We start from the raw sequence: 19,737 nt of genomic DNA, 5'->3' as shown, positions 1-19,737 counted from the left end.
CCAGCTGCACTCCCAATGCGGGCGGTCAGCCCGTCCGCACGATGGCCTGCCACAGGCGCGGATAGTCGAGGACGAAACCGAGCGGCGAGACCTCCAGTGTCTCGTGGTAGTCGAACATCGGGGCGGCATAGGCGTAATGTGCAGCATCGACGCGCTGATAGGTTTGCTCGAGGCGAACGAGCCTGAGTTCGGGAAATGTCAGATAGGCTGCCGGCGCGGGCGTCGCCATACCGACATCGAGGGCAAAACGGCGAAGCGCCAAAAGGTTTGTGGCGGGCGTGAAGCCGAGATCGACATCGATGAGACCGTCGACTTCCGCTTGATGCTCGCCGTTCAGCGTCCATTGGCGCTCGGTCAGCCGGTCGATCCTGTAATGCAGCTGTTGCGTGCCGAGAAAGCCGTCGGCGCGCGCCGATCGTGTATGCCAATCGGCGTCGCAGTCCGCCTCGTAGGCGATGCTGCACGGCTCGCCGTCCTGGACGAAAAGCGCGTGTCCCCTGAGGTTCCACCCGGAACTCGCTTCCGACAGAAGGCAAGCGTCGTGGCCTTCCTGGTCAAGCCGGCACCAAAGAATGGAAGCAACCGCTCGCATCGTTGCGCACTCCTCCGAACCCGATGTCTCTGCTTCGTCCGCCAAAGCCTAGGCGTTTCCTTCCGGCACACCATCAGCTGACACGTGCTGACACAAATGCAGCCGGCAAAAGGCGGCGACGGAAGGCATCGCGCGCATCGCACCGCCGGCGGTGAATTTCGCGCCTTGACATTCGCAGCCTCGCGCCCGACTTCCTAGCGTCCGAGGAGACCACGCCATGCCAGAGCCCCGACGATCGACGATCGATGCCGGAGAGGTGGAACGCTTTTCCGCCCTTGCCGCCGAATGGTGGAACCCGAACGGCAAGTTCCGCCCGTTGCACAAGTTCAACCCGATCCGGCTTGCCTATATCCGCGACCAGGTGGCGGCCCGCTTCGGCCGCGATCCGCGTGCGGCACGGCCGTTCGAAGGCCTGCGCTTCCTTGACATCGGCTGCGGCGGCGGGCTCTTGTGCGAGCCGATGGCGCGGCTTGGCGCCGAAGTGGTCGGCGCCGATGCCTCCGCCACCAACATTGAAGTGGCCAAGCTGCATGCGGCGGAAGTCGGCGTGAGCGTGGATTATCGCGCCACGACCGCGGAAGACCTTGCCGATGCCGGCGAAAAATTCGACGTCATCCTCAACATGGAAGTGGTCGAGCATGTCGCCAATGTCGATCTGTTTCTGGCCAAATGCGGCGAGATGGTCAAGCCCGGCGGCATCATGTTCGTCGCCACCATCAACCGCACGCTGAAGGCCCTGGGCCTGGCCATCATCGGCGCCGAATATGTGCTGCGTTGGCTGCCACGCGGCACCCACCAGTTCGGCAAGCTGGTGCGCCCCGAGGAACTGGAAAAGGCGCTTGCCGGCGCCGGTCTGACCGTCATCGACCGCACCGGCGTCACCTACAACCCGCTCGCCGACCGCTGGCAGCGCTCGAAGGACATGGACGTCAACTACATGGTGCTGGCGGAGGAGGCATCCGTCTGAAGCTTACGCCTTCTGGCCCCTATGGCCTCTGGCTTTGCGCCTTGGTGGTGATGAACACGCCGGCGGTGATGATGACGGCACCGGCCCAGGTCAGCAGTTGATAGCGCTCGCCGAGGAAGAGCGTCCCGGCAAACAGCCCGACCGCCGCCGCGACATAGCCGATCTGGCTGAGATAGACCGGGCCGCCGACCGCTTGCAGGCGGAAGAAGAAGGCGAACATCGCCGAGGCTGATGCCACCTGTGCCGCGGCGACCAGCGGCACGCCGCCGAGCGAGCCGAATGCATTGCCGCCAAGCAGGACCAGAATGCCGGCAACCAGCATCAAGGCTGCTGCCAGATGGCTGCCGACGGCGAGCTCGATCGGGCCGGTGCCTTCGGGCCAGTCGACGGTGCGGTAAATGTTGCCGGCGGCGAGGCTGACCGGGATGAGCAGGCCCATCGCAACCCAGAAAAATTCGGCCGGCTGGCCCGCTTCGCCGCGCGTCACCGCCACCATGACTGCGCCGACGAAACCGACGACTATGCCGACGATGCCCAGCATGGTCGGGCGCCTGACGCCGAGCAGCATCGAGAACACCAGCGTGACGACCGGCGACAGCGTGAACATGATGCCGCTGTAGCCGGCGCCCAGATGCGGAATGGCTGAAAACATCAGCAGATTGGGGATTGCATATGAGACGGCCGCGGTGACGAAGAAATAGCGCAGCCTGTGCGGCGTAAGCCGCATGCGCTTCCCGTTGAGCAGCAATGCGCACAAAAGCACGCCGCCGGCACCAAGCGAGATGACGAAGGCCCAGACCATGGCGGCCACGCCGGCCGCCGTCGCGATCTTGCCGAACGGCAGCGTCAGGCCGAGCAGTCCACCGGTGACAACCAGAAGGCCAAGCGCCGAGTCCCAGAGAAATTTCATCGCACCGTCCCGTCGTCCGTTCGCGGCACTTGGCCAATATCGCAAGCTGAGGTAAGATAAGGTAAAGATTCTTCACGTCAAGATACATAACGGTGAGAGACATGGATCGCGCAGCAAAAGCGATCGGGCAATGGAAAAAGGAACGGCCGGATCTCGATGTCTCGCCGATGGCCGTGCTGGGACGGTTGAACGAGGCCGCCTCGCTGATCGCACGAGAGCGGCTGGCGCCGCTGTTTGCAAGTTACGGGCTGCAATCCGGAGAATTCGATGTGCTGGCGACGCTGCGTCGTTCCGGGCCGCCATACGCGCTGACGCCGACGGCTCTCTACGAGGCGACGATGGTGACGTCGGGCGCGATGACCAACCGCCTCGATCGGCTCGAGAAATCCGGCCTGATCAAGCGCGGGCCGCACCCCGACGATCGCCGCGGCATTGTCGTGCAGCTGACTAAAAAGGGTCTGGCGTTGATTGACGAGGCGGTTACCGCTCACGTCGCCAACGAGCACCAGATACTTTCTGGGTTAGTACGCCCGGAGCAGATCATGCTCGCACGCCTGCTCGAAAAATTGATAGCGAGCCTAGGCTAACCCAGGGCGGCCAAGAGGGCCGGCCGAGAGGGTGGAAAGCTTAAATCCTGGTCGCCGAGCCTCGTTTGGGCCGGCGAACAGCTCTGATCTTGCCGCTGTTTCCGCCGCCACAGAAAAACTGGTCGCCGCCATCGGATTCGAGCCCCGACACGCCTGTTCCCGGCGGCATATCGAGCTTCTCAAGGACCTTTCCCGTTTCAGGATCGATCCGCCTGACATCGCTCTCCTCCCCCTCCCAGGTGCCATGCCACAGCTCGCCGTCGACCCAGCTGACCCCGGTGACGACGCGGTTGGAAACGATGGTGCGAAGGATTGCCCCTGTCTCGGGATCGACCTGATGAATCTTTCGGCCCCGATGCTGCCCGACCCAGAGCGTTCCTTCGGCCCAGGCGAGCCCGGAATCACCGCCATTGCCAGGAGCCGGGATCGTCGCCAGCACCTGGCCATTCTTCGGATCGATCTTCTGGATACGATCCTCGGCGATCTGATAGAGGTGCTGGCCGTCGAAGGCCGTTCCGGCGTGTGCCGCGACGTCGATCGAGCGCACCACTTTGCCGCTTGCCGGATCGAAGGCGTTCAATCTGTCGCCTGAGGCAAACCAGACATGCTCACCGTCAAAGGTAACGCCGTCTACGTGGTCGACACCCGGAAAGGGCCCATATTCTCGAAGGATTTCGGCTGCGGATCGTTCCATGATTCCATCCTAGTAGCCCGGCAGTGGGCCGGGGAGTAACAAGATTGTCGGGAAACCCGTCAGCGGCGGGGTCATCCAGCGACGCGCCCGTCCGCGGCCGAACGACTGCACCTTGCCGGCCTGGGCGAGCTGCTCGAGCGCTCGCTGCACGGTACGCGAACTGGCTCCAAGCGCAATCGCCAGGGCCGAACTCGACCAAGACTCGCCGTCCGCGAGGAAGGCGAGCACGGCGGCATGCTCTTCTTCGACGGGTGGCGCCAGCACGACGACCTCACCTGCGCGGCGCGGGGCCAGCGCAAAGCCCCGCTTCGTCGCGCTCACATCCGCCAAGCTCCGAAGCTCCGCGCGAAGCCGCCCGACTTCGACGCGCAATCGTGCGCGATGTGATTCGTCCGCGTCCTTTCCGCGGAAAGCGCGCGCAATGAGCGTCGCTCTTGCCACGTCCCCCGGCCAGGCTTCGGCCAGCGCGCGGGCCAGCGCGAACAGCACCGGGCGGGTCGCCAGCGAGACGACGGTGTCTGCGACACGCACGACATTGCGGCATGCATCCACCACGAGCGCCCCCGACGCCAGGAGCGCTTCGACTTCATCGAGCAGGAGGGGCCGTTCCCCGCCACGCGCGACAAGGCGCGCGGCCGGCGTGTCCAGCACCAGCGATGCGCTCTCCACCTCCGCGATCAGCGCGGGGATGCCCGCCGCGCGCGCCGCCCGCGCCGCCAGCCCGAGCGCGGCGCGCGCAGGACCGGTCCGCAAGCGGCGGATGGCGATGCCGGCGACAGCCAGCTCGTGGGCGGCCCGCGATGCCGGCGGCAGCGGCGACGGATCGAAGCCGTCCAGCCTGCGCTCGGCTTCGTCGAGATGGCCGATCAGCAGCAGGCGCCGAACGTCGAGGTTGCGCGCATGCGCGGCGTTGACGCGGTCGCCATGCTTTTCAAGCGTCGCCCGTGCGGCGTCGAGTGCCTTGGCCGGCCAGGCAAGGTCGCGCGAGACGAGCGCGATCTCGGCCTCGGCGACGATACACCGCGCGCGGGCCACAGCCTCCCTCGGGCTGAATGCGCGCGCCGCCCTCTTGAGAAGAACCTTCGCCCGAACCAGGTCGCCAAGCTGCGCCATCGCGATACCGCGCAACGCCAGTGCCGGCGCATCGTCGCGCAGCGCAACCCGCTTCAAGGCGCCGAGCGGATCGCCCGCCGCAAGCGCATGCGCCGCGGCCGTGATCAGCGAGTCCATCGGAATCCCGTCACACTTGTCACTCCCATGGCTTCGACATCCGGCGCTAAGTCCATCTCACCAACCAGTCGTATCGACAACGGCGACTGTAGCCAACCTGAGTTGCGGTGCGCCAACCTTGAGTCGCGGCTAGACTGTGCACTGGGCTCGAACACAACGATAAGCATTAGGAGAGACGCAATGAAGATCGAAGGTACAACCATCCTGGTGACTGGAGCCAATCGGGGCATCGGTCGGGCACTGGTCGAGGAAGCCCTGAGCAGAGGCGTAAAGCGCGTCTTCGCCGCAAGCCGCCAACCGATGGCTCATCCGGATCGGCGTGTGACGTCCCTGACCATGGATGTGACCAACGCTGCGCATATCCGGGAGGCGGTCGAGAAGATCGATGCTCTCGATATCCTCATCAACAACGCCGGCGTATCGCCCTTCGATGACCTCAGCGACCGTCGTGTGCTCGAACAACAGCTCGCCGTAAACCTCTTCGGCTCGTACGACGTTACCCAGGCTCTGCTGCCGTTGCTGGCCCGGTCGCGGGGAGCCATCGTCAACATTCTGTCGCTGGCCTCGATTGCCGCCGTGCCGTTCAGTCCGGCCTACTCGGTCTCGAAGGCGGCCTCGTTCTCGCTGTCGCAGTCGTTGCGCACGCTCCTGGCCGGACGGGGTGTCAGCGTCCACAGGGTCCTTCCCGGCCCGGTGGACACGGACATGACACGGGGCCTGGACATCGCGAAGGCTTCTCCGGAGTCTGTCGCGCGGGCAATCCTGAACGGCGTGGAGAACGGCGAAGAGGAAATCTTCCCCGATCCCATGTCGGAATCCCTGGCGGAGGGCTGGCGCAGCAGTGCAGTCAAGGCGCTTGAACGCCAGTTTGCAGCCTATGCGGAAGCAAGTCCGTCAAGTGAAGCAAGCCCGTCAGGCAGTGGGCATGAAAGAAGCAGCGAAACGATTACCCGCGAGGCCCATCCTTGCTGCTCGGCCTGAAATTGCGGACGCTTGTGCAGGGGGCGGCGGCATCGCCGCTCTGGGCGGAAGCGAATCCCCACAAGCGAAACGGAGCATCATTTTCGCTTGTCGAAATGCGCTTCAGCTTCTTGTCGCCTGATACGCCTCTGATATCGCCGCCGGGCGAAAAAGACGATCAAGTCTGCCAGCCAACCTGGAGCATTGAGATGGAGCAAGGCATCACGCGCGCTATCAATTTGCCGACCATTCATCGCTACATTGGAAAAATCCGAGGGTTTCCGTTTGTCGAGCTTCGACCCATTGACGAATACTCGCCCCGTCCGGCAGTTTCGCCGCAAAAGCCAGTTCACGTCTCATGCAAACCCACTCCACCCGGTGGCGCAATTCCTCCTCATAGCCAATGCCTCGCTGATGGAGACGCGCATGCGTCGCCTCATGCACTATCGCGCTGGCGATCTGGTCGGTCGGCGTGTGCTCGCCTAGAACAAATCGCCGATCAAGCTCGCAAGTCGAAGTCGATTTCACAAATTGCGCAGCGGCACCTGGATTGATTGTAATCCAGATCCGTTTGAGATCGCGGACCAGGCGGCTATATCGAACAGGGTCAAATTCTTGAATCAATCGCAGCGCGGCGGCAACCTTATCTGCATCTTTCCCACCGCTCTCGCCATTATAGAAAATTGGCAACCCATCGATCGTTCTCTTGTCGATCGACTTTATAGCCAACCAGCTGAAAACACGGATCACTATCTCTGAACTACGCCGCTTTTCAGTCTTCTCCGGATGGGGCAAGACTTTCCTCAGTTGCGGTCGTCGGGGAAGCTTGGAATAGGCATGAACTCGACGCCGTCTTCGGCCAGGCTCTTGGCCTCGTCTAGCGTCGCCTCGCCATAGATGCCGCGCGGATCGCTTTCGCCGAAATGGATCTTGCGCGCTTCCTCGGCAAATTTGTCGCCGACATAATCGGCGTTTTCGCGCACCTTCTCCGCCATCGCCTTGAGCTGCGCCAGCGCCTGCTTCTGCGCCTCGCCCATGGCCAGCGCGATGCTTTCGCGCTTGCGCCCGGTGGAGACGGCAGGCGCCATCAGCGCCTTGTCGACCTTGTGCGAGCCGCAGGCCGGGCAATCGACGAAACCGCGCCTCTTCTGTGTGTCGAAATCGTCGTTGCTGCGGAACCAGGCCTCGAATTCGTGCTCGTGTTCGCAGATCAGGGAAAAGCGGATCAAGAGGCGGCACCCCTGAGCGGCATTGCCTCCGCCGAACCGGCGTTTACGGCAAAATCGCGTGCGTTCTTGAGATTCGGTATCTTCTTGCGCGCAGCGACTGACTGCGCCGGGTCGATCTCGGCGACGATCACCGCCGGCTCGTCATGGGCAGCTTCGGCGACGATGCGGCCCCAGGGATCGACGATCAGCGAATGGCCATAGGTTTCGCGGCCGTCCTCGTGCACGCCGCCTTGCGCGGCGGCAACGACATAGGCGCCGTTCTCGATAGCGCGCGCCCTGAGCAGCACATGCCAATGCGCTTCGCCGGTCTGGCGGGTGAAGGCGGCGGGCACCGAAAGCAGATCGGCGCCGGCCAGCGCCTCGGCACCGAACAGCTGCGGAAAGCGCAGATCGTAGCAGACGGCAAAGCCGAGCTTCGCGCCATTGATTTCGGCGACGACGGCCTCGGTGCCCGGCTCATAGGCGGCGGATTCGCGCCAGCTCTCGCCTTCGTCGAGATCGACGTCGAACATGTGGATCTTGTCGTAGGTGGCAATCGTGGCGCCGTCCGGCCCGAACAGAAGGGCGCGGTTGGCAAGCTTGCCGTCGGCGCGCAGAATGGCGGTCGAGCCGATATGCAGGAAAATGCCGAGCTCCTTGGCCAGCCGCCGCGACGTCGAGACGACGATGTCCTTGTCTTCGGAGGTGAAGGAAGCGGCCCGCGCCTGGCTGTCGCGGATCAGCGCGCCGGTCATTTCCGGCGTCTGGATATAGGTCGCGCCAAGGCCTGCCGCCTCGCGCACCAGCCGTTCCAGATCAACCGCATTGCGCTCCGGGCTGGTTCCCGAACGCATCTGGATCGCCGCCGCCTTGAAAGCACCCATGGTCATGTCCTTATCTGGTCGAGCCGTTGGCGAGCAATTTGTCCAGCCGTCCTTCCGCCTCCAATTCGTGGAGATCGTCGGAGCCGCCGACATGCGTGTCGCCGATGAATATCTGCGGAAAGGTGGAACGGCCATGGGCCCGGGAAATCATCTCCTGGCGCAGCTCCGGCGAGAACGAGGCGTCGTGCTCGGTATAGGTCACGCCCTTCCTGTCGAGCAGCCGCTTGGCCGCGGTGCAATAGCCGCACATCATCCGCGTGTAGATCGTCACATCGACCATCGGTCAGCAATCCTGCCTCGTTCCTAGGCTATATAGGCGCCGATTCGTCGGCCCGAAAGTCCCCCGGCAGCACGCGCGCGAAGGTCAGTACGTCGACCGCGCCGGCACCGCCCTTCTTCAACGCCTTGGCGACCGCGCGGACGGTGGCGCCGGTGGTGTAGACGTCGTCGATCAGCAGCACCCGGCGGCCGGCGATTTCGATCTCCGCCTCATCCGGCACTTTGAATGCGGCGCGAACATTTTCCTCGCGTTCCCGCCGCACCAGCCCGACTTGCTGGCGCGTGAGTTTGATGCGCCTGATGGCTGATGGCGCGAAAGGCCGCTCCCCGAGCTGCGCCACCGCCCGCGCCAGTTCCGCCGACTGGTTGAACTGCCGTCGGAAGAAACGCCGCCAGTGCAGCGGCACCGGCACGACCACGTCGGCCTCGGCGATGAGTTCGGCACCGGCGCGAAGCATCCAGCGCGCCATCCACGGCGCCAGATCGGTGCGGTCCTGGTATTTCAGCCCTTGCACCATCTGGCGGGCAACGCCGGAATAGGCAACCGCCGCCCGCGCGCGCTCGAACGGCGGCGGGTCGGCTATAGCCTCCGCCGACAGGAAACCCTCACCCATATTGTGGGTGAACGGAGTGCCCATCACCGGGCACCATGGCCGTTCCAGCAACCTGAGTTTCGGCCAGCAGGCGCCGCACAACACGCCGGGCTGCGAGACATGGCGGCGGCAGCCGGCACAGACCGGCGGGAACAAGAGGCGCGCTGGCCAGCCCAATGCCTTGCGGGCAATGCTCTTGATCGCAATACGCTTGATCTCTGGCATGGGATCGGCCACGTGGTTGGTCCTCCGCATCACTATATCAGAGAGCGAAGCACAAGGACCTGCCAATTGCAGCCTGTAATTGACACCTCGCTCTGGCTGGCGCGCAAGCGCCGGGCACTGACCCGTCCCATCGCCGGCGCGGATTTCCTCATGCGGCGGGCGGCCGAGGATCTTGCCGACCGGCTCGGCGCCGTCGAACGCAGGTTCGGCAAGGCGGCCTCATTGTTTTGCCAGACGCCGGCAGCAGCAGAGGTGCTCGCCGAAAGCGGCAAGGTGACGGAAAACGTGCGCGTCGAGGCCGACGCCGCTTTCCTGGGTGGCCAGCCAGGACTGTTGGCGCCGTTGGAAACCGTGCCATTCGAGCCGGAAAGCCTCGACCTCGCAGTCTCGCTGCTGTCGCTGCAGGCGATGAACGACATTCCCGGCATGCTGGTGCAGGTCCGCCGGGCGCTGAAGCCGGACGGGCTTTTCCTCGGCGCCTTCGCCGGCACAGGCACACTCTCCGAACTGCGCGAAAGCCTGCTTGCCGCCGAGACCGAGCTCTATGGCGGCGCCAGCCCGCGTGTGATCCCGTTCACCGACGTCCGCGACGCCGGCGCGCTGCTGCAGCGCGCCGGCCTGGCACTGCCGGTTGCCGACGTCGAGACGATCACGGTGCGCTACGATTCGCTATTTGGTCTGATCGCCGATCTGCGCGCCATGGGCGAGACCAGCGCGCTTGTCGACCGCAGCAGGCGGCCGGGCACGCGAGCGCTGTTCGCGCGCGCCGCCGAAATCTATGCGGAGCGGTTTTCGGATGCCGATGGCCGCGTCAGGGCGAGTTTCTCGGTGGTCTGGATGTCAGGCTGGGCGCCCGATGCCTCTCAGCAAAAGCCGCTGAAGCCGGGCTCCGCAAAAATATCGCTGAAGACAATCCTGGAAAACCCCGGCGGCCCCTGAGCGGATCCTTGCGCAAAAGCTAAGCGTATCCCACGCAAAAGCTAAGCGGGTCACTGTGCAAAAGCGTTGGCAAGCTTGCTGCTGTTGTCGCTGAACAACCACTGGATGGCGCCGGCAGCCTGGCCAATACCAGCGACAATGGCAAGCGACAGCACGGCGACGATCAAACCATATTCGATAGCCGTCGCACCCCTCTCGTCTTCTAAAAATCGTTGCAGCAAGATTTTCATGGGCGCCATCCCTCTTGCCCGAACCTAGCGCCGACCCGTTAAGAAAGGTTAATGCGACAGGCTTAACGCGCGGTGAACCAGCTGCATTCTAGGAAACAGCCGAATCCTGGAGATCTGTTGAGCGGTCAGCAGTCGCCGCTGCTTCTGCCATCGGCCCGTATAACGCAGACCGAACTGGGCAGCGGCTGCAGCACGCTCTTGCGTAGCGTATAGCTGTCGCGCTGGCCGATCGAGCCGGTGCTCATCGTATCAAGCCCGTCGCGGGCAAACTGCGAGCGGGTCCGGCTGTCGAGGTAGGGCGTCGCGATCAAGGCCAGAGCCACCGCGGCCGAGCCGAACAAGAGGGCGATGCGCAATATTCCCATGCCGGCATTCGCGGCGCCAGGAAGGCGGTCGGGCCAAGGCGAGTCCCAGTCCTTTTCAAGGCTCATGCAAATCGCTCCCCAGCGGTGGAATCGGCGTAACCGCCTAGCGTCAATTTTTCACGGTCAGATAAATCTTTCATTAACGCTGCTGCCAGCGCGTTGCGGCGCTGCCCGATTTACGGCAGGTCGGCCGTTACAGCAGATCGATGAGGAACTGGATCAGCGGGGCATCGGCCGGCGGAATTGGAAAATCGCGCATCTGGCGCGGCCGCACCCATTTCAGCACCTGGCCTTCCTTCGGCTGGGCAATGCCGCGGAATCGACGGCAGACGAACAGCGGCATCAGCAGGTGAAAATCATCGTAGGAATGGCTGGCGAAGGTGAGTGGGGCCAGGCAAGGGATGTCGGTTTCGATGCCGATCTCCTCGTACAATTCGCGGATCAGGCATTGTTCCGGCGTCTCACCGGGCTCGACCTTGCCGCCCGGAAACTCCCATAGGCCGGCGAGTTGCTTGCCTTCGGGCCGCTGCGCCAAAAGCACGCGCCCGTCGGCATCGACCAGCGCGCAGGCCGCGACCAGGAGCAGGCGTTTGCCGATCGTATCCAAGCCGCTCATGCGCCGGGTGGCCGGCGATAGCGATAGCGATAGACTTCGTCGAATCCGAGCGAACGGTAGAGCGCCAGCGCCGGCGCGTTGTCCGCCTCGACCTGCAGCCAGGCTTCCCGCGCCCCGCGCAGCCGCGCCCATTTCAGCGCCGACCGGATGAGATGGCGGCCATGGCCCTGGTTGCGCACCGACCTGTCGGTGGCGATCTCGAACAGGCCGGCAAGGTCGCCGTCATGCACGCAGATCAACGTTGCCAGCGGTTCGCTGCCGGCCTCCAGCGCAAACAGCCCGGCCTCCGGCTGGATGGCGCCGATGATCTCCGACAGGCCCGGCCGCAGCGACACATCCGAGCCGCTCACCTTGAGCGCCGCGCCGATGAAACGGCTGATGTCCTTCAACGGAATCTGGTCCATGGCGTCGTCGAGCGCGGCGTCCGCCAGCGGCAGCCGCATGACCAGCGACTCCGCGAATATGCTCCAGCCTTCGCTGTCGAGATACTTCGAAAGATCCGGCCCCGACAGCGGCGAGATGCGAAAGGTCAGCGGCCTGCCATAGGCGTCGAAGCGGCGGCTCGCACGGCCGATGCGCTCGGCAATGTGCTGGATGTCGCCCGGATCGAGCGGATTGACCGAGTTCAGCCGCTTGGCCGGGTGGCCGGCCGTCAGCCGAACCACCCAGGTGCCGTCATAATGGACGGCGGCCGCCGGCCAGGCGCGAAAGCCGGCCGCCTCATAGCGGCGCACGATCGCCAACACGCTTGCCGGATGTCTGGAAGCCAACGCCATCAGCTCCGATAATCGCCGTTTATGGCGACATATTCCTTGGTGAGATCGCAGGTCCACACCGTCGCCTTGCCGCGGCCGATGCCGATATCGGCGCGGATGCGGATCTCGTCGCGCTTCATATACGCCGAAGTCGCCTCCTCGGAATAGGCGGCGTCGCGCTCGCCCTGATAGGCCAGGCGGTTGTCGCCGAACCAGATCGACAGAAGGTCGCGGTCGGCCGGTTCGCCGGCCTTGCCGACGGCCATGACGACGCGGCCCCAATTGGCGTCCTCGCCGGCGACTGCCGTCTTGACCAGCGGCGAATTGGCGATCGACAGCGCGATGCGCTTGGCCGAGCGGGCCGATTTGGCCCCGGTGACGGTGACCTCGACCTGCTTGCGGGCGCCCTCGCCGTCGCGCACCACCTGCAGTGCCAGCGATTTCAGCACCTTGCCAAGGGCACGGCGGAAGGCGCCGAGGCGCGCATCCTTGGGGTCGGAAATTGCCGGCGCGCCACGCCTGGCGGCAGCACCCGTGGCGAACATCAGCAGCGTGTCGCTGGTCGAGGTGTCACTGTCGACTGTAACCGCGTTGAAGGTCTTGGCCGTGCCACGCGACAGGAGGTCCTGCAGCACGGGTGCTGCGATCGGCGCATCGGTGGCGATGAAGGAAAGCATCGTCGCCATGTCGGGCGCGATCATCCCGGCCCCCTTGGCGATACCGTTGATGGTGACGTCGGCATCGCCGAGCTTGACCGTCGCGGTCGCCAGTTTGGGATAGGTGTCGGTGGTCATGATCGCCTTGGCGGCTTCGGTCCACAATTCCGGCTTGCCGTCCTTGACGAGACCGGCCAGCAGATGGCTGAACTTGCCGGCGTCGAGCGGTTCGCCGATCACGCCAGTCGAGGCCAGGAACACCTCGCCCGCTGTGCAGTCGGCCGCTTTCGCCGCCACCTCGCCCGTGAGTGCCGTCGAGGCGCGGCCTTTCTGGCCGGTAAAGGCATTGGCATTGCCGGAATTGACGACCAGCACGCGTGCTTTGCCAGCCACGAGGTTCTGCCGGCAGAAATCAACTGGCGCCGACGGGCATTTCGACCTGGTGAACACGCCGGCGACGGTGGTGCCGGCGTCGAACACCATGGCCAGCAAGTCGGTGCGGTTCTTGTATTTTATGCCGGCCTCGGCGGTGGCGATGCGCACGCCCTCGATCACCGGCATCTTGACATATTTCTTCGGCGCGAGCGGCGAAACCTGTGTGGACATGGAAGACCCCGGGCGGGAAAAATCGCGAAATGAACGCCGGTTTGCCCGATAGCACGCGCCGGCGCAAGGCGTTTCACAGCCGTTACGGGTGCCGGAAGCCTGACACCGCCTCATGCAGCAAGCAGGCTGTTGCAAATTTGTTGGCGTCGCTGCGACCGATAGCGCTATGATCCTACCCCATGGGCAGGCTTGTGGTCTTGGCACTGGCGTTTCTGGGCTTTCTGCTGCTGCGCGCCGATGCGCAGACGGCGCGGCGCGTGGCGCTTGTGGTCGGCAACGGCAGCTACGCCGAAGCCGGCACGCTGGCCAATCCCGTCAACGATGCGCTCGACATCGCCGACAAGCTGCGCGCCATCGGTTTCGAGGTGATCGAAGGCAACGATCTCGGCAAGCGCGAGCTCGAACGCAAGATCGGCGAATTCTCCGATGCGCTGCAAGGCGCCGGTGCCGGGCTGTTCTACTATGCCGGCCACGGCCTGCAGGTCGACGGGCGCAACTTCATCGTGCCGGTCGACGCCCGGCTGGACATGCCGGTCAAGCTGCAGCTCGAGGCGGTGCCGATCGACGAGGTTCTCGACATCATGGAGCAGCAGACCAAGGTCAGCCTGGTCTTCCTCGATGCCTGCCGCAACAACCCGTTTGCCCGAAGTCTCAGCCGCAGCACCACGACGCGCTCGGCGACGGCTCTCGCCGGTCTTGCCCAGTTCGAGTCGACACGCGGCTCGTTCATCGCCTTCTCGACGGCGCCCGGCGCCGTCGCAATGGACGGGACGGGGCGCAACTCGCCCTTTGCGGCGGCACTTTTGCGGCATATGGCCGAGCCCGGACAGAGCATCAACGACATGATGATCGCGGTGCGCCGCGACGTCGTTTCCGCAACGCGCGAGGCGCAGCGTCCCTGGGAGCAGGGGTCGCTGCTCGAGCGTTTCGAATTCGTTCCGGGCGCAGACACTGCCCAGCAACCGAAACCGGCTGTGAGCCCGGCTCCCGCGTCGCAGGTGGCTGCGCTCGAACGCTCCGTCGGCGACAAGAGCGCCATCGAGCAGTTTCTGCGCGAGGACTATCTGGCGCCTGATGCCAAGAGAATGCGCGAAACCGTCAAGCGGCTCTACGGTGCGTCGGCCATCATCTACGGCACGCGCTACGACAGCGAGGCGATCGTCAAGGTCAAGACCGACTGGTTCGCGCAATGGGCATCGTGGTCGTTCGGTCTCGAGCCCGGCAGCCTTGAGGTGACGCCGCACGGCAAGGACCGTGCCGACGTGGTTTTCGCCATGCGCTACGACTATGTGCCGAAGGACAAATCGGCGCAGCGCCTGACCGGCAAGGCGCGGGTGACGCTGGAACTCGTGCTGGCCGATGGCGCGTGGCGCGTTGCGTCGGAGACGTCGCAAGCGCTGGAATGAACATCAGCGGACCGCCGGGTTGATGAACCCGCGAAACGCCCGCTGCACGCCCGGAATCAGTCCCCAGATCATGATCGAGACCATCAGCGGCGCGATGACCAGCGTGCGCTGCCAGATTTGCCATTCCTGCGTCAGCGGAAAAACCACGTACAAAATGGCAGTGATCAGCGGATAGACGCCGAGCAGCACCAGCAGGGCGAAGCGCAGGCGCGAAAAGCGGGTCACGGCGGTCGAGTTCATCAAACTCTCCTTTATCGTTACGGAACGTTCCGTTACATATAAAACGGATCGTTCCGTTTCGTCAAGAGTTGTATATGATGGCTGCTGAAATCGCGGGTAAGGAAGAAAAGATGGGCGAAATCACCGATCCCGGGCGCAAGTCGGCTGGCGCACGGCGCAGCCCGGAAAGCGCCGATGCCATTCTCGATGCCGCCGAGGCGGTACTGGTCGAAGCCGGCTATTCCGGCTTCTCGATCGAGGCGGTGGCGCGCCGCGCACGCGCCGGAAAACCGACGATCTATCGCTGGTGGCCAAGCAAGGCCGCCTTGCTGCTCGACGTTTACCAGCGGCAAAAGCGCGTCGACAATCCCGATACCGGGAACCTTGCGGAGGATCTCGTCGGCTTCCTGAAGAGCTTGTTCGCGCATTGGCGCGACACGTCGTCGGGCAGCGTGTTCAGATCGCTGATTGCCGAGGCGCAGTCGGACGAAAAAGCCGCCGCCGCCCTCGCCGAATACGCAAGAGGCCGTCGCATCCACACCGGCCAGATGGTCGAACGCGCCAAGGCAAGGGGAGAGATAGCTGCCGACGTCGATGCCACTGTCGTCGCCGACCTGGTCGCCTCGTTCGCCTGGACGCATCTTCTGACGAACCGCCTGGACGAGGACGAAGCAACGCTGCGCAGGGCGGTCGGCTATGTCTTGAAAGGCATAGTCGCTGACGATGCCGGCGACGCCACGGCGGTCCGGCGGCGACGTCGACGCATCATCGCTCGCCCTACCAAATAGAAGCGACAGGGCGGCAGCGCGCCCTGTCGTAGCCTAATCTGGCCTATTTGGCGCTTTCCAGCGCGTCGACCGTCTTCTTCAGGTTCGCATCGGGGATGTCGACCTTGGCGTTGGCGCGCAGCGACTTGACCAGCGCGAAATACTTGTCGCGGATGACCGCCTGGCGCGCCTGGTCCTTGACCTGGTCGAACGCCGGCGGCTGCTTGGTGCGCTTGTCCTCAACCTTGATGACATGCCAGCCGAACTGTGACTGCACCGGCTGGTCGGTATATTTGCCGACCGCCAGCGCAAACACCGCCTTGTCGAATTCCGGCACCATCTGGCCAGGTCCGAACCAGCCGAGATCGCCGCCGCTGGTCTTGCCGCTCGGATCGCTGGTGTGCTCGTTGGCAAGCTTCTGGAAGTCGGCGCCGCCGTCGAGCTGCTTGATGATGGCGTCTGCCTCCTCCTTCGTCTTCACGAGGATGTGACGGGCGTGCACCTCATTGGTGGGCGGCGTGTTGGCGATTTCCTGGTCGTAGCGGGCGCGGACCTCGGCATCGGTAACCTTGTCGACGACGCCCTTCTCGACCATTTCGCCATGCAGCGCGCGCTGCTGCAGGAAGGCCATGCGGCGCTGGAAGTCGGGATCCTTGTCGAGGCCGGTGGTCACCGCCTGAGCCGCCATCACGCGGATTTCGATCGCCGCCGAAAGCGCCGCGGCGCGGCGCTGCTCGGGCGGAAGCTGCGCGAACTGCTGCGACAGCTCGCCCTCGGCAAGCCCAAGGTCTGCCTCGGTCAGCGTCTGGCCGTTGATGGTGGCGACCACGGCGTTCGGATCGACCGGCTTGGCCGCCGGAGCGGGTGCTGCCGGCTGGGCAGGGGCGGCCTCCTGTGCCATCAGCGGCGACAGCGAGAGGGCCGACAGGCCGAATGCCAGACCAAGGATGGCGAGCGACGCGCGGCGGAACAATACTGACATTACGATTATCTCCAAAGCGGGGTAGCTAGAGCGGAATGGCTTCCAGACCAGCAGGATTGTGGCGGAATTTGGCGCGGTCGACAGGGCGAGCGCGGCGTTGACATCGAATGAGCCCCCTCTTATCTGTCCAACGACTTTGCGTCCAGAACCGTTTTCCGGGCGCTTTTTGCGTTTGTCCGCGTTCACGTGGAGTTGATGGGGCCAGCCGGCGCCCGTCGCAATGACTTGGAATGCTATCGAAAGGGCCATTGGATGGTCAGTCTCGGCGGTCTCGCCCGTAAGGTTTTCGGCTCCTCCAACGATCGTCGGGTCAAATCGACCCGGCCGCGCGTCGAGGCGATCAATGCCATGGAAAACGAGATGCGGGCGCTTTCCGACGCCGAGCTTCAGGCCCGCACCGACAAATTCCGCCAGGACATTGCCAACGGCGCCAGTCTCGACGACCTCCTGGTGCCGGCCTTCGCCACCGTGCGTGAGGCCGCCCGCCGCGTGCTCGGCATGCGGCCGTTCGACGTACAGCTGATCGGCGGCATGGTGCTGCACAATGGTGGCATCGCCGAGATGCGCACCGGCGAAGGCAAGACGCTGGTGGCGACGTTGCCGGTCTACCTCAACGCGCTCGCCGGCAACGGCGTCCATGTCGTCACCGTCAACGATTACCTGGCCACGCGCGACTCCGAATGGATGGGCCGCGTCTACAAATTCCTCGGCCTCAAGGTCGGCGTCATCGTCCACGGCCTGTCCGACGAGGAGCGCCGCGTCGCCTACGCCGCCGACGTCACCTACGCCACCAACAACGAGCTCGGCTTCGACTATCTGCGCGACAACATGAAATACGAGCGCGCCCAGATGGTGCAGCGCGGCCACAGCTACGCCATCGTCGACGAGGTCGATTCCATCCTGGTCGACGAAGCCCGCACGCCGCTGATCATTTCCGGTCCGCTCGAGGACCGTTCGGAAATGTACAACACCATCGACACCTTCATCATCCAGCTGCAGCCGCAGGACTACGAGATCGACGAGAAGCAGAAGACCTCGATCTTCACCGAGGAAGGCACCGAGAAGCTGGAGAACATGCTGCGCGATGCCGGCCTGCTCAAGGGCGAGGCGCTCTATGACGTCGAGAACGTCGCCATCGTCCACCACGTCAACAACGCGCTCAAGGCGCACCGGCTGTTCCAGCGGGACAAGGACTATATCGTGCGCAACGGCGAGATCGTCATCATCGACGAGTTCACCGGCCGCATGATGCCCGGCCGCCGTTATTCGGAGGGCCTCCACCAGGCGCTCGAAGCCAAGGAGCATGTGGCGATCCAGCCGGAGAACCAGACGCTCGCCTCGGTCACCTTCCAGAACTATTTCCGCCTCTACAAGAAGCTCGCCGGCATGACCGGCACGGCGCTGACCGAGGCCGAGGAATTCGCCAACATCTACAATCTCGACGTCACCGAGATCCCGACCAACCTGCCGGTCATCCGCATTGACGAAGACGACGAGGTCTACCGGACGGTCGAGGAGAAATACAAGGCGATCGTCAAGGAGATCAAGGAAGCCCGCGCCAAGGGCCAGCCGACGCTGGTCGGCACGACTTCCATCGAGAAGTCCGAGCAGCTGGCCGAACGCCTGCGCAAGGAAGGTTTCAAGGATTTCGAGGTGCTGAACGCCCGCCACCACGAGCGCGAGGCGGCGATCGTCGCCCAGGCCGGCAAGCCCGGCGCCATCACCATCGCCACCAACATGGCCGGCCGCGGCACCGACATCCAGCTCGGCGGCAATGCCGACATGCGCATCGCCGAGGAGCTTGGCGACATGCCGGCCGGCCCCGAGCGCGAAGCCAGGGAAAAGGAAATCCGCGACGACATCGCCCGGCTGAAGGAAAAGGCGCTCGCCGCCGGCGGCCTCTACGTGCTGGCCACCGAACGCCATGAATCGCGCCGCATCGACAACCAGTTGCGCGGCCGCTCGGGCCGCCAGGGCGATCCCGGCCGGTCGAAATTCTTCCTGTCGCTGCAGGACGACCTGATGCGCATCTTCGGTTCCGAGCGCATGGACGGCATGCTGCAGAAGCTCGGCCTCAAGGAAGACGAGGCGATCATCCATCCGTGGATCAACAAGGCGCTGGAAAAGGCGCAGAAGAAGGTCGAGGCGCGCAACTTCGACATCCGCAAGAACCTCTTGAAATACGATGACGTCTCGAACGACCAGCGCAAGGTGGTGTTCGAGCAGCGCATCGAGCTGATGGACGGCGAGGGCCTGTCCGAGACCATCACCGAGATGCGCGAAGGCGTCATCGAGGAGATCGTCGCCAAGAACATTCCCGAAAATGCCTATGCCGAGCAGTGGAACGTCGCCGGCCTCAAGGCCGAGATCGCCGAATTCCTCAACCTCGATTTGCCGGTCGAGGACTGGGTCAAGGAAGAGGGCATCGCCGAAGACGACATCCGCGAGCGCGTCAGCCAGGCCGCCGAGGCCGCCGCCAAGGAGCGCGCCGAGCGTTTCGGCCCCGACGTGATGACCTATGTCGAGCGCTCGGTGGTGCTGCAGACGCTCGACCATCTGTGGCGCGAGCACATCGTCAATCTCGACCATCTGCGCTCGGTCGTCGGCTTCCGCGGCTATGCGCAGCGCGATCCGCTGCAGGAGTACAAGGGCGAAGCGTTCGAGCTGTTCCAGGCGATGCTGGGCAATCTGCGCCAGGCCGTCACCGCGCAATTGATGCGCGTTGAGCTGGTCCGCCAGGCGGCGGAAGCGCCGCCGCCCGAGGCCCCCGACATGTTCGGCAGCCACATCGACGGCTTCACCGGCGAGGACGATTTCGAAGGCGGCGAGACGGCCGTGCTGGTCCGCCAGGAGACCAACGCCATCGTCGCCCCCGAAGACCGCGACCCGAAGAACCCGGCCACCTGGGGCAAGGTCGGCCGCAACGAGGCTTGCCCGTGCGGGTCAGGGAAAAAATACAAGCATTGTCATGGGGCGTTTGCGTAAGGCACTGCTTTCCTTCGCCCCGTTCACGGGGAGTAGGTGCCCGAAGGGCGGAGCCAGCGTTTGCGATTAGCCAATCTCCCCA

General features: G+C 64.3%; 23 protein-coding genes. 7 read left to right on the top strand and 16 right to left on the bottom strand.

All coding sequences use genetic code 11. The annotated features are described in order from the left end of the window. Window positions 1-25 precede the first annotated feature (25 nt). Complete coding sequence (locus NKI97_RS00865) at window positions 26-592, bottom strand: putative glycolipid-binding domain-containing protein (RefSeq protein WP_352832187.1); 567 nt, start codon at window positions 590-592, stop codon at window positions 26-28. Between the two features lie 217 nt (window positions 593-809). On the opposite strand from NKI97_RS00865, the gene ubiG reads away from it, so the two are divergent. Further along, window positions 810-1,559 (top strand): bifunctional 2-polyprenyl-6-hydroxyphenol methylase/3-demethylubiquinol 3-O-methyltransferase UbiG, encoded by a 750-nt coding sequence (gene ubiG / locus NKI97_RS00860; RefSeq protein ID WP_352832184.1) that lies wholly within the window; start codon window positions 810-812, stop codon window positions 1,557-1,559. Between the two features lie 19 nt (window positions 1,560-1,578). On the opposite strand, the gene NKI97_RS00855 is transcribed toward ubiG, so the two are convergent. Then, window positions 1,579-2,469: a DMT family transporter gene (locus NKI97_RS00855; protein WP_352471318.1), complete on the bottom strand. Its 891-nt coding sequence runs from the start codon at window positions 2,467-2,469 to the stop codon at window positions 1,579-1,581. A 101-nt stretch (window positions 2,470-2,570) separates the two neighbouring features. Between NKI97_RS00855 and NKI97_RS00850 the strand changes: the two genes are divergently transcribed. Then, window positions 2,571-3,056, top strand: a complete 486-nt coding sequence (locus tag NKI97_RS00850) for a MarR family winged helix-turn-helix transcriptional regulator (RefSeq protein WP_352832181.1) — start codon at window positions 2,571-2,573, stop codon at window positions 3,054-3,056. A gap of 40 nt (window positions 3,057-3,096) precedes the next feature. Here the strand turns inward: NKI97_RS00850 and NKI97_RS00845 are convergent, their stop codons facing one another. Together NKI97_RS00845 and NKI97_RS00840 are read right to left on the bottom strand one after the other, a co-directional pair. Next, complete coding sequence (locus NKI97_RS00845) at window positions 3,097-3,750, bottom strand: Vgb family protein (protein ID WP_352471321.1); 654 nt, start codon at window positions 3,748-3,750, stop codon at window positions 3,097-3,099. A 9-nt stretch (window positions 3,751-3,759) separates the two neighbouring features. Further along, entirely contained in the window at window positions 3,760-4,980 is a 1,221-nt protein-coding gene (locus tag NKI97_RS00840) for a helix-turn-helix domain-containing protein (RefSeq protein ID WP_352832178.1), read from the bottom strand. A 180-nt stretch (window positions 4,981-5,160) separates the two neighbouring features. Between NKI97_RS00840 and NKI97_RS00835 the strand changes: the two genes are divergently transcribed. Continuing rightward, window positions 5,161-5,961, top strand: coding sequence for an SDR family NAD(P)-dependent oxidoreductase (locus NKI97_RS00835; RefSeq protein ID WP_352453073.1), 801 nt, complete (start codon window positions 5,161-5,163; stop codon window positions 5,959-5,961). Window positions 5,962-6,174: 213 nt separating this feature from the next. Here NKI97_RS00835 and NKI97_RS00830 read toward each other — a convergent pair whose 3' ends face one another. The 5 genes from NKI97_RS00830 to NKI97_RS00810 are packed head-to-tail and all read right to left on the bottom strand — an operon-like array spanning window position 6,175 to window position 9,141. Continuing rightward, window positions 6,175-6,735 carry a hypothetical protein gene (locus tag NKI97_RS00830; protein WP_352832175.1) on the bottom strand — a complete coding sequence of 187 codons (561 nt, stop codon included), beginning with the start codon at window positions 6,733-6,735 and terminating at the stop codon, window positions 6,175-6,177. A gap of 8 nt (window positions 6,736-6,743) precedes the next feature. Further along, the gene (locus NKI97_RS00825; RefSeq protein ID WP_352453071.1) at window positions 6,744-7,169 is read right to left on the bottom strand and encodes a DUF1178 family protein; all 426 of its coding nucleotides are present in this window, start codon (window positions 7,167-7,169) and stop codon (window positions 6,744-6,746) included. After that, window positions 7,166-8,032 carry a carbon-nitrogen hydrolase family protein gene (locus NKI97_RS00820; protein ID WP_352832172.1) on the bottom strand — a complete coding sequence of 289 codons (867 nt, stop codon included), beginning with the start codon at window positions 8,030-8,032 and terminating at the stop codon, window positions 7,166-7,168. The genes NKI97_RS00825 and NKI97_RS00820 overlap by 4 nt, the downstream gene beginning before the upstream one ends. Window positions 8,033-8,042: 10 nt before the next feature. After that, the gene (gene grxC, locus NKI97_RS00815; protein WP_352453069.1) at window positions 8,043-8,312 is read right to left on the bottom strand and encodes a glutaredoxin 3; all 270 of its coding nucleotides are present in this window, start codon (window positions 8,310-8,312) and stop codon (window positions 8,043-8,045) included. Window positions 8,313-8,340: 28 nt separating this feature from the next. After that, entirely contained in the window at window positions 8,341-9,141 is an 801-nt protein-coding gene (locus NKI97_RS00810) for a ComF family protein (RefSeq protein ID WP_352745490.1), read from the bottom strand. A 54-nt stretch (window positions 9,142-9,195) separates the two neighbouring features. Between NKI97_RS00810 and NKI97_RS00805 the strand changes: the two genes are divergently transcribed. After that, window positions 9,196-10,068 carry a methyltransferase domain-containing protein gene (locus NKI97_RS00805; protein ID WP_352745487.1) on the top strand — a complete coding sequence of 291 codons (873 nt, stop codon included), beginning with the start codon at window positions 9,196-9,198 and terminating at the stop codon, window positions 10,066-10,068. 50 nt (window positions 10,069-10,118) lie between these two features. On the opposite strand, the gene NKI97_RS00800 is transcribed toward NKI97_RS00805, so the two are convergent. The 5 genes from NKI97_RS00800 to argJ form a co-directional block, all read right to left on the bottom strand. After that, complete coding sequence (locus tag NKI97_RS00800; protein WP_352453066.1) at window positions 10,119-10,298, bottom strand: Flp family type IVb pilin; 180 nt, start codon at window positions 10,296-10,298, stop codon at window positions 10,119-10,121. Between the two features lie 125 nt (window positions 10,299-10,423). Next, a complete protein-coding gene (locus tag NKI97_RS00795) occupies window positions 10,424-10,729 on the bottom strand; it encodes a hypothetical protein (protein WP_023677980.1) in 306 nt (101 codons plus the stop codon). 127 nt (window positions 10,730-10,856) lie between these two features. Further along, window positions 10,857-11,279 (bottom strand): (deoxy)nucleoside triphosphate pyrophosphohydrolase, encoded by a 423-nt coding sequence (locus NKI97_RS00790; protein ID WP_352832169.1) that lies wholly within the window; start codon window positions 11,277-11,279, stop codon window positions 10,857-10,859. After that, window positions 11,276-12,055: a GNAT family N-acetyltransferase gene (locus NKI97_RS00785; protein ID WP_031212044.1), complete on the bottom strand. Its 780-nt coding sequence runs from the start codon at window positions 12,053-12,055 to the stop codon at window positions 11,276-11,278. Before NKI97_RS00785 ends, NKI97_RS00790 begins: the two co-directional genes overlap by 4 nt. Continuing rightward, complete coding sequence (argJ, locus tag NKI97_RS00780) at window positions 12,055-13,296, bottom strand: bifunctional glutamate N-acetyltransferase/amino-acid acetyltransferase ArgJ (RefSeq protein ID WP_352832166.1); 1,242 nt, start codon at window positions 13,294-13,296, stop codon at window positions 12,055-12,057. The genes NKI97_RS00785 and argJ overlap by 1 nt, the downstream gene beginning before the upstream one ends. A gap of 179 nt (window positions 13,297-13,475) precedes the next feature. Here argJ and NKI97_RS00775 point away from each other — a divergent pair, with 179 nt between their 5' ends. Continuing rightward, window positions 13,476-14,702 carry a caspase family protein gene (locus tag NKI97_RS00775; protein WP_352832163.1) on the top strand — a complete coding sequence of 409 codons (1,227 nt, stop codon included), beginning with the start codon at window positions 13,476-13,478 and terminating at the stop codon, window positions 14,700-14,702. 3 nt (window positions 14,703-14,705) lie between these two features. On the opposite strand, the gene NKI97_RS00770 is transcribed toward NKI97_RS00775, so the two are convergent. Further along, a complete protein-coding gene (locus NKI97_RS00770) occupies window positions 14,706-14,942 on the bottom strand; it encodes a putative antibiotic biosynthesis monooxygenase (RefSeq protein ID WP_352471336.1) in 237 nt (78 codons plus the stop codon). Window positions 14,943-15,052: 110 nt separating this feature from the next. Between NKI97_RS00770 and NKI97_RS00765 the strand changes: the two genes are divergently transcribed. Further along, window positions 15,053-15,709 carry a TetR/AcrR family transcriptional regulator gene (locus NKI97_RS00765; RefSeq protein WP_352832564.1) on the top strand — a complete coding sequence of 219 codons (657 nt, stop codon included), beginning with the start codon at window positions 15,053-15,055 and terminating at the stop codon, window positions 15,707-15,709. A gap of 43 nt (window positions 15,710-15,752) precedes the next feature. Here the strand turns inward: NKI97_RS00765 and NKI97_RS00760 are convergent, their stop codons facing one another. Continuing rightward, the gene (locus NKI97_RS00760) at window positions 15,753-16,670 is read right to left on the bottom strand and encodes a peptidylprolyl isomerase (protein WP_352453062.1); all 918 of its coding nucleotides are present in this window, start codon (window positions 16,668-16,670) and stop codon (window positions 15,753-15,755) included. A gap of 252 nt (window positions 16,671-16,922) precedes the next feature. On the opposite strand from NKI97_RS00760, the gene secA reads away from it, so the two are divergent. Continuing rightward, the gene (gene secA / locus NKI97_RS00755) at window positions 16,923-19,655 is read left to right on the top strand and encodes a preprotein translocase subunit SecA (protein WP_352816602.1); all 2,733 of its coding nucleotides are present in this window, start codon (window positions 16,923-16,925) and stop codon (window positions 19,653-19,655) included. The last annotated feature ends 82 nt before the right edge of the window (window positions 19,656-19,737 follow it).

The sequence above is a fragment of the Mesorhizobium sp. M0296 genome, from assembly GCF_040321675.1.
Taxonomy (GTDB): Bacteria; Pseudomonadota; Alphaproteobacteria; order Rhizobiales; family Rhizobiaceae; genus Mesorhizobium.
This window is presented reverse-complemented; position numbering and strand designations above follow the sequence as displayed.

Excerpts from the sequence above, each read along its gene's own strand:
- NKI97_RS00785 (WP_031212044.1), bottom strand. The coding sequence starts at position 12,055 with ATGGCGTTGGCTTCCAGACATCCGGCAAGCGTGTTGGCGATCGTGCGC.
- NKI97_RS00790 (WP_352832169.1), bottom strand. The coding sequence starts at position 11,279 with ATGAGCGGCTTGGATACGATCGGCAAACGCCTGCTCCTGGTCGCGGCC.
- NKI97_RS00840 (WP_352832178.1), bottom strand. The coding sequence starts at position 4,980 with ATGGACTCGCTGATCACGGCCGCGGCGCATGCGCTTGCGGCGGGCGAT.
- grxC (WP_352453069.1), bottom strand. The coding sequence starts at position 8,312 with ATGGTCGATGTGACGATCTACACGCGGATGATGTGCGGCTATTGCACC.
- NKI97_RS00835 (WP_352453073.1), top strand. The coding sequence starts at position 5,161 with ATGAAGATCGAAGGTACAACCATCCTGGTGACTGGAGCCAATCGGGGC.
- NKI97_RS00850 (WP_352832181.1), top strand. The coding sequence starts at position 2,571 with ATGGATCGCGCAGCAAAAGCGATCGGGCAATGGAAAAAGGAACGGCCG.
- argJ (WP_352832166.1), bottom strand. The coding sequence starts at position 13,296 with ATGTCCACACAGGTTTCGCCGCTCGCGCCGAAGAAATATGTCAAGATG.
- NKI97_RS00800 (WP_352453066.1), bottom strand. The coding sequence starts at position 10,298 with ATGAAAATCTTGCTGCAACGATTTTTAGAAGACGAGAGGGGTGCGACG.
- NKI97_RS00765 (WP_352832564.1), top strand. The coding sequence starts at position 15,053 with ATGGGCGAAATCACCGATCCCGGGCGCAAGTCGGCTGGCGCACGGCGC.
- NKI97_RS00775 (WP_352832163.1), top strand. The coding sequence starts at position 13,476 with ATGGGCAGGCTTGTGGTCTTGGCACTGGCGTTTCTGGGCTTTCTGCTG.
- NKI97_RS00820 (WP_352832172.1), bottom strand. The coding sequence starts at position 8,032 with ATGGGTGCTTTCAAGGCGGCGGCGATCCAGATGCGTTCGGGAACCAGC.
- NKI97_RS00865 (WP_352832187.1), bottom strand. The coding sequence starts at position 592 with ATGCGAGCGGTTGCTTCCATTCTTTGGTGCCGGCTTGACCAGGAAGGC.
- secA (WP_352816602.1), top strand. The coding sequence starts at position 16,923 with ATGGTCAGTCTCGGCGGTCTCGCCCGTAAGGTTTTCGGCTCCTCCAAC.
- NKI97_RS00845 (WP_352471321.1), bottom strand. The coding sequence starts at position 3,750 with ATGGAACGATCCGCAGCCGAAATCCTTCGAGAATATGGGCCCTTTCCG.
- ubiG (WP_352832184.1), top strand. The coding sequence starts at position 810 with ATGCCAGAGCCCCGACGATCGACGATCGATGCCGGAGAGGTGGAACGC.
- NKI97_RS00760 (WP_352453062.1), bottom strand. The coding sequence starts at position 16,670 with ATGTCAGTATTGTTCCGCCGCGCGTCGCTCGCCATCCTTGGTCTGGCA.
- NKI97_RS00855 (WP_352471318.1), bottom strand. The coding sequence starts at position 2,469 with ATGAAATTTCTCTGGGACTCGGCGCTTGGCCTTCTGGTTGTCACCGGT.
- NKI97_RS00795 (WP_023677980.1), bottom strand. The coding sequence starts at position 10,729 with ATGAGCCTTGAAAAGGACTGGGACTCGCCTTGGCCCGACCGCCTTCCT.
- NKI97_RS00770 (WP_352471336.1), bottom strand. The coding sequence starts at position 14,942 with ATGAACTCGACCGCCGTGACCCGCTTTTCGCGCCTGCGCTTCGCCCTG.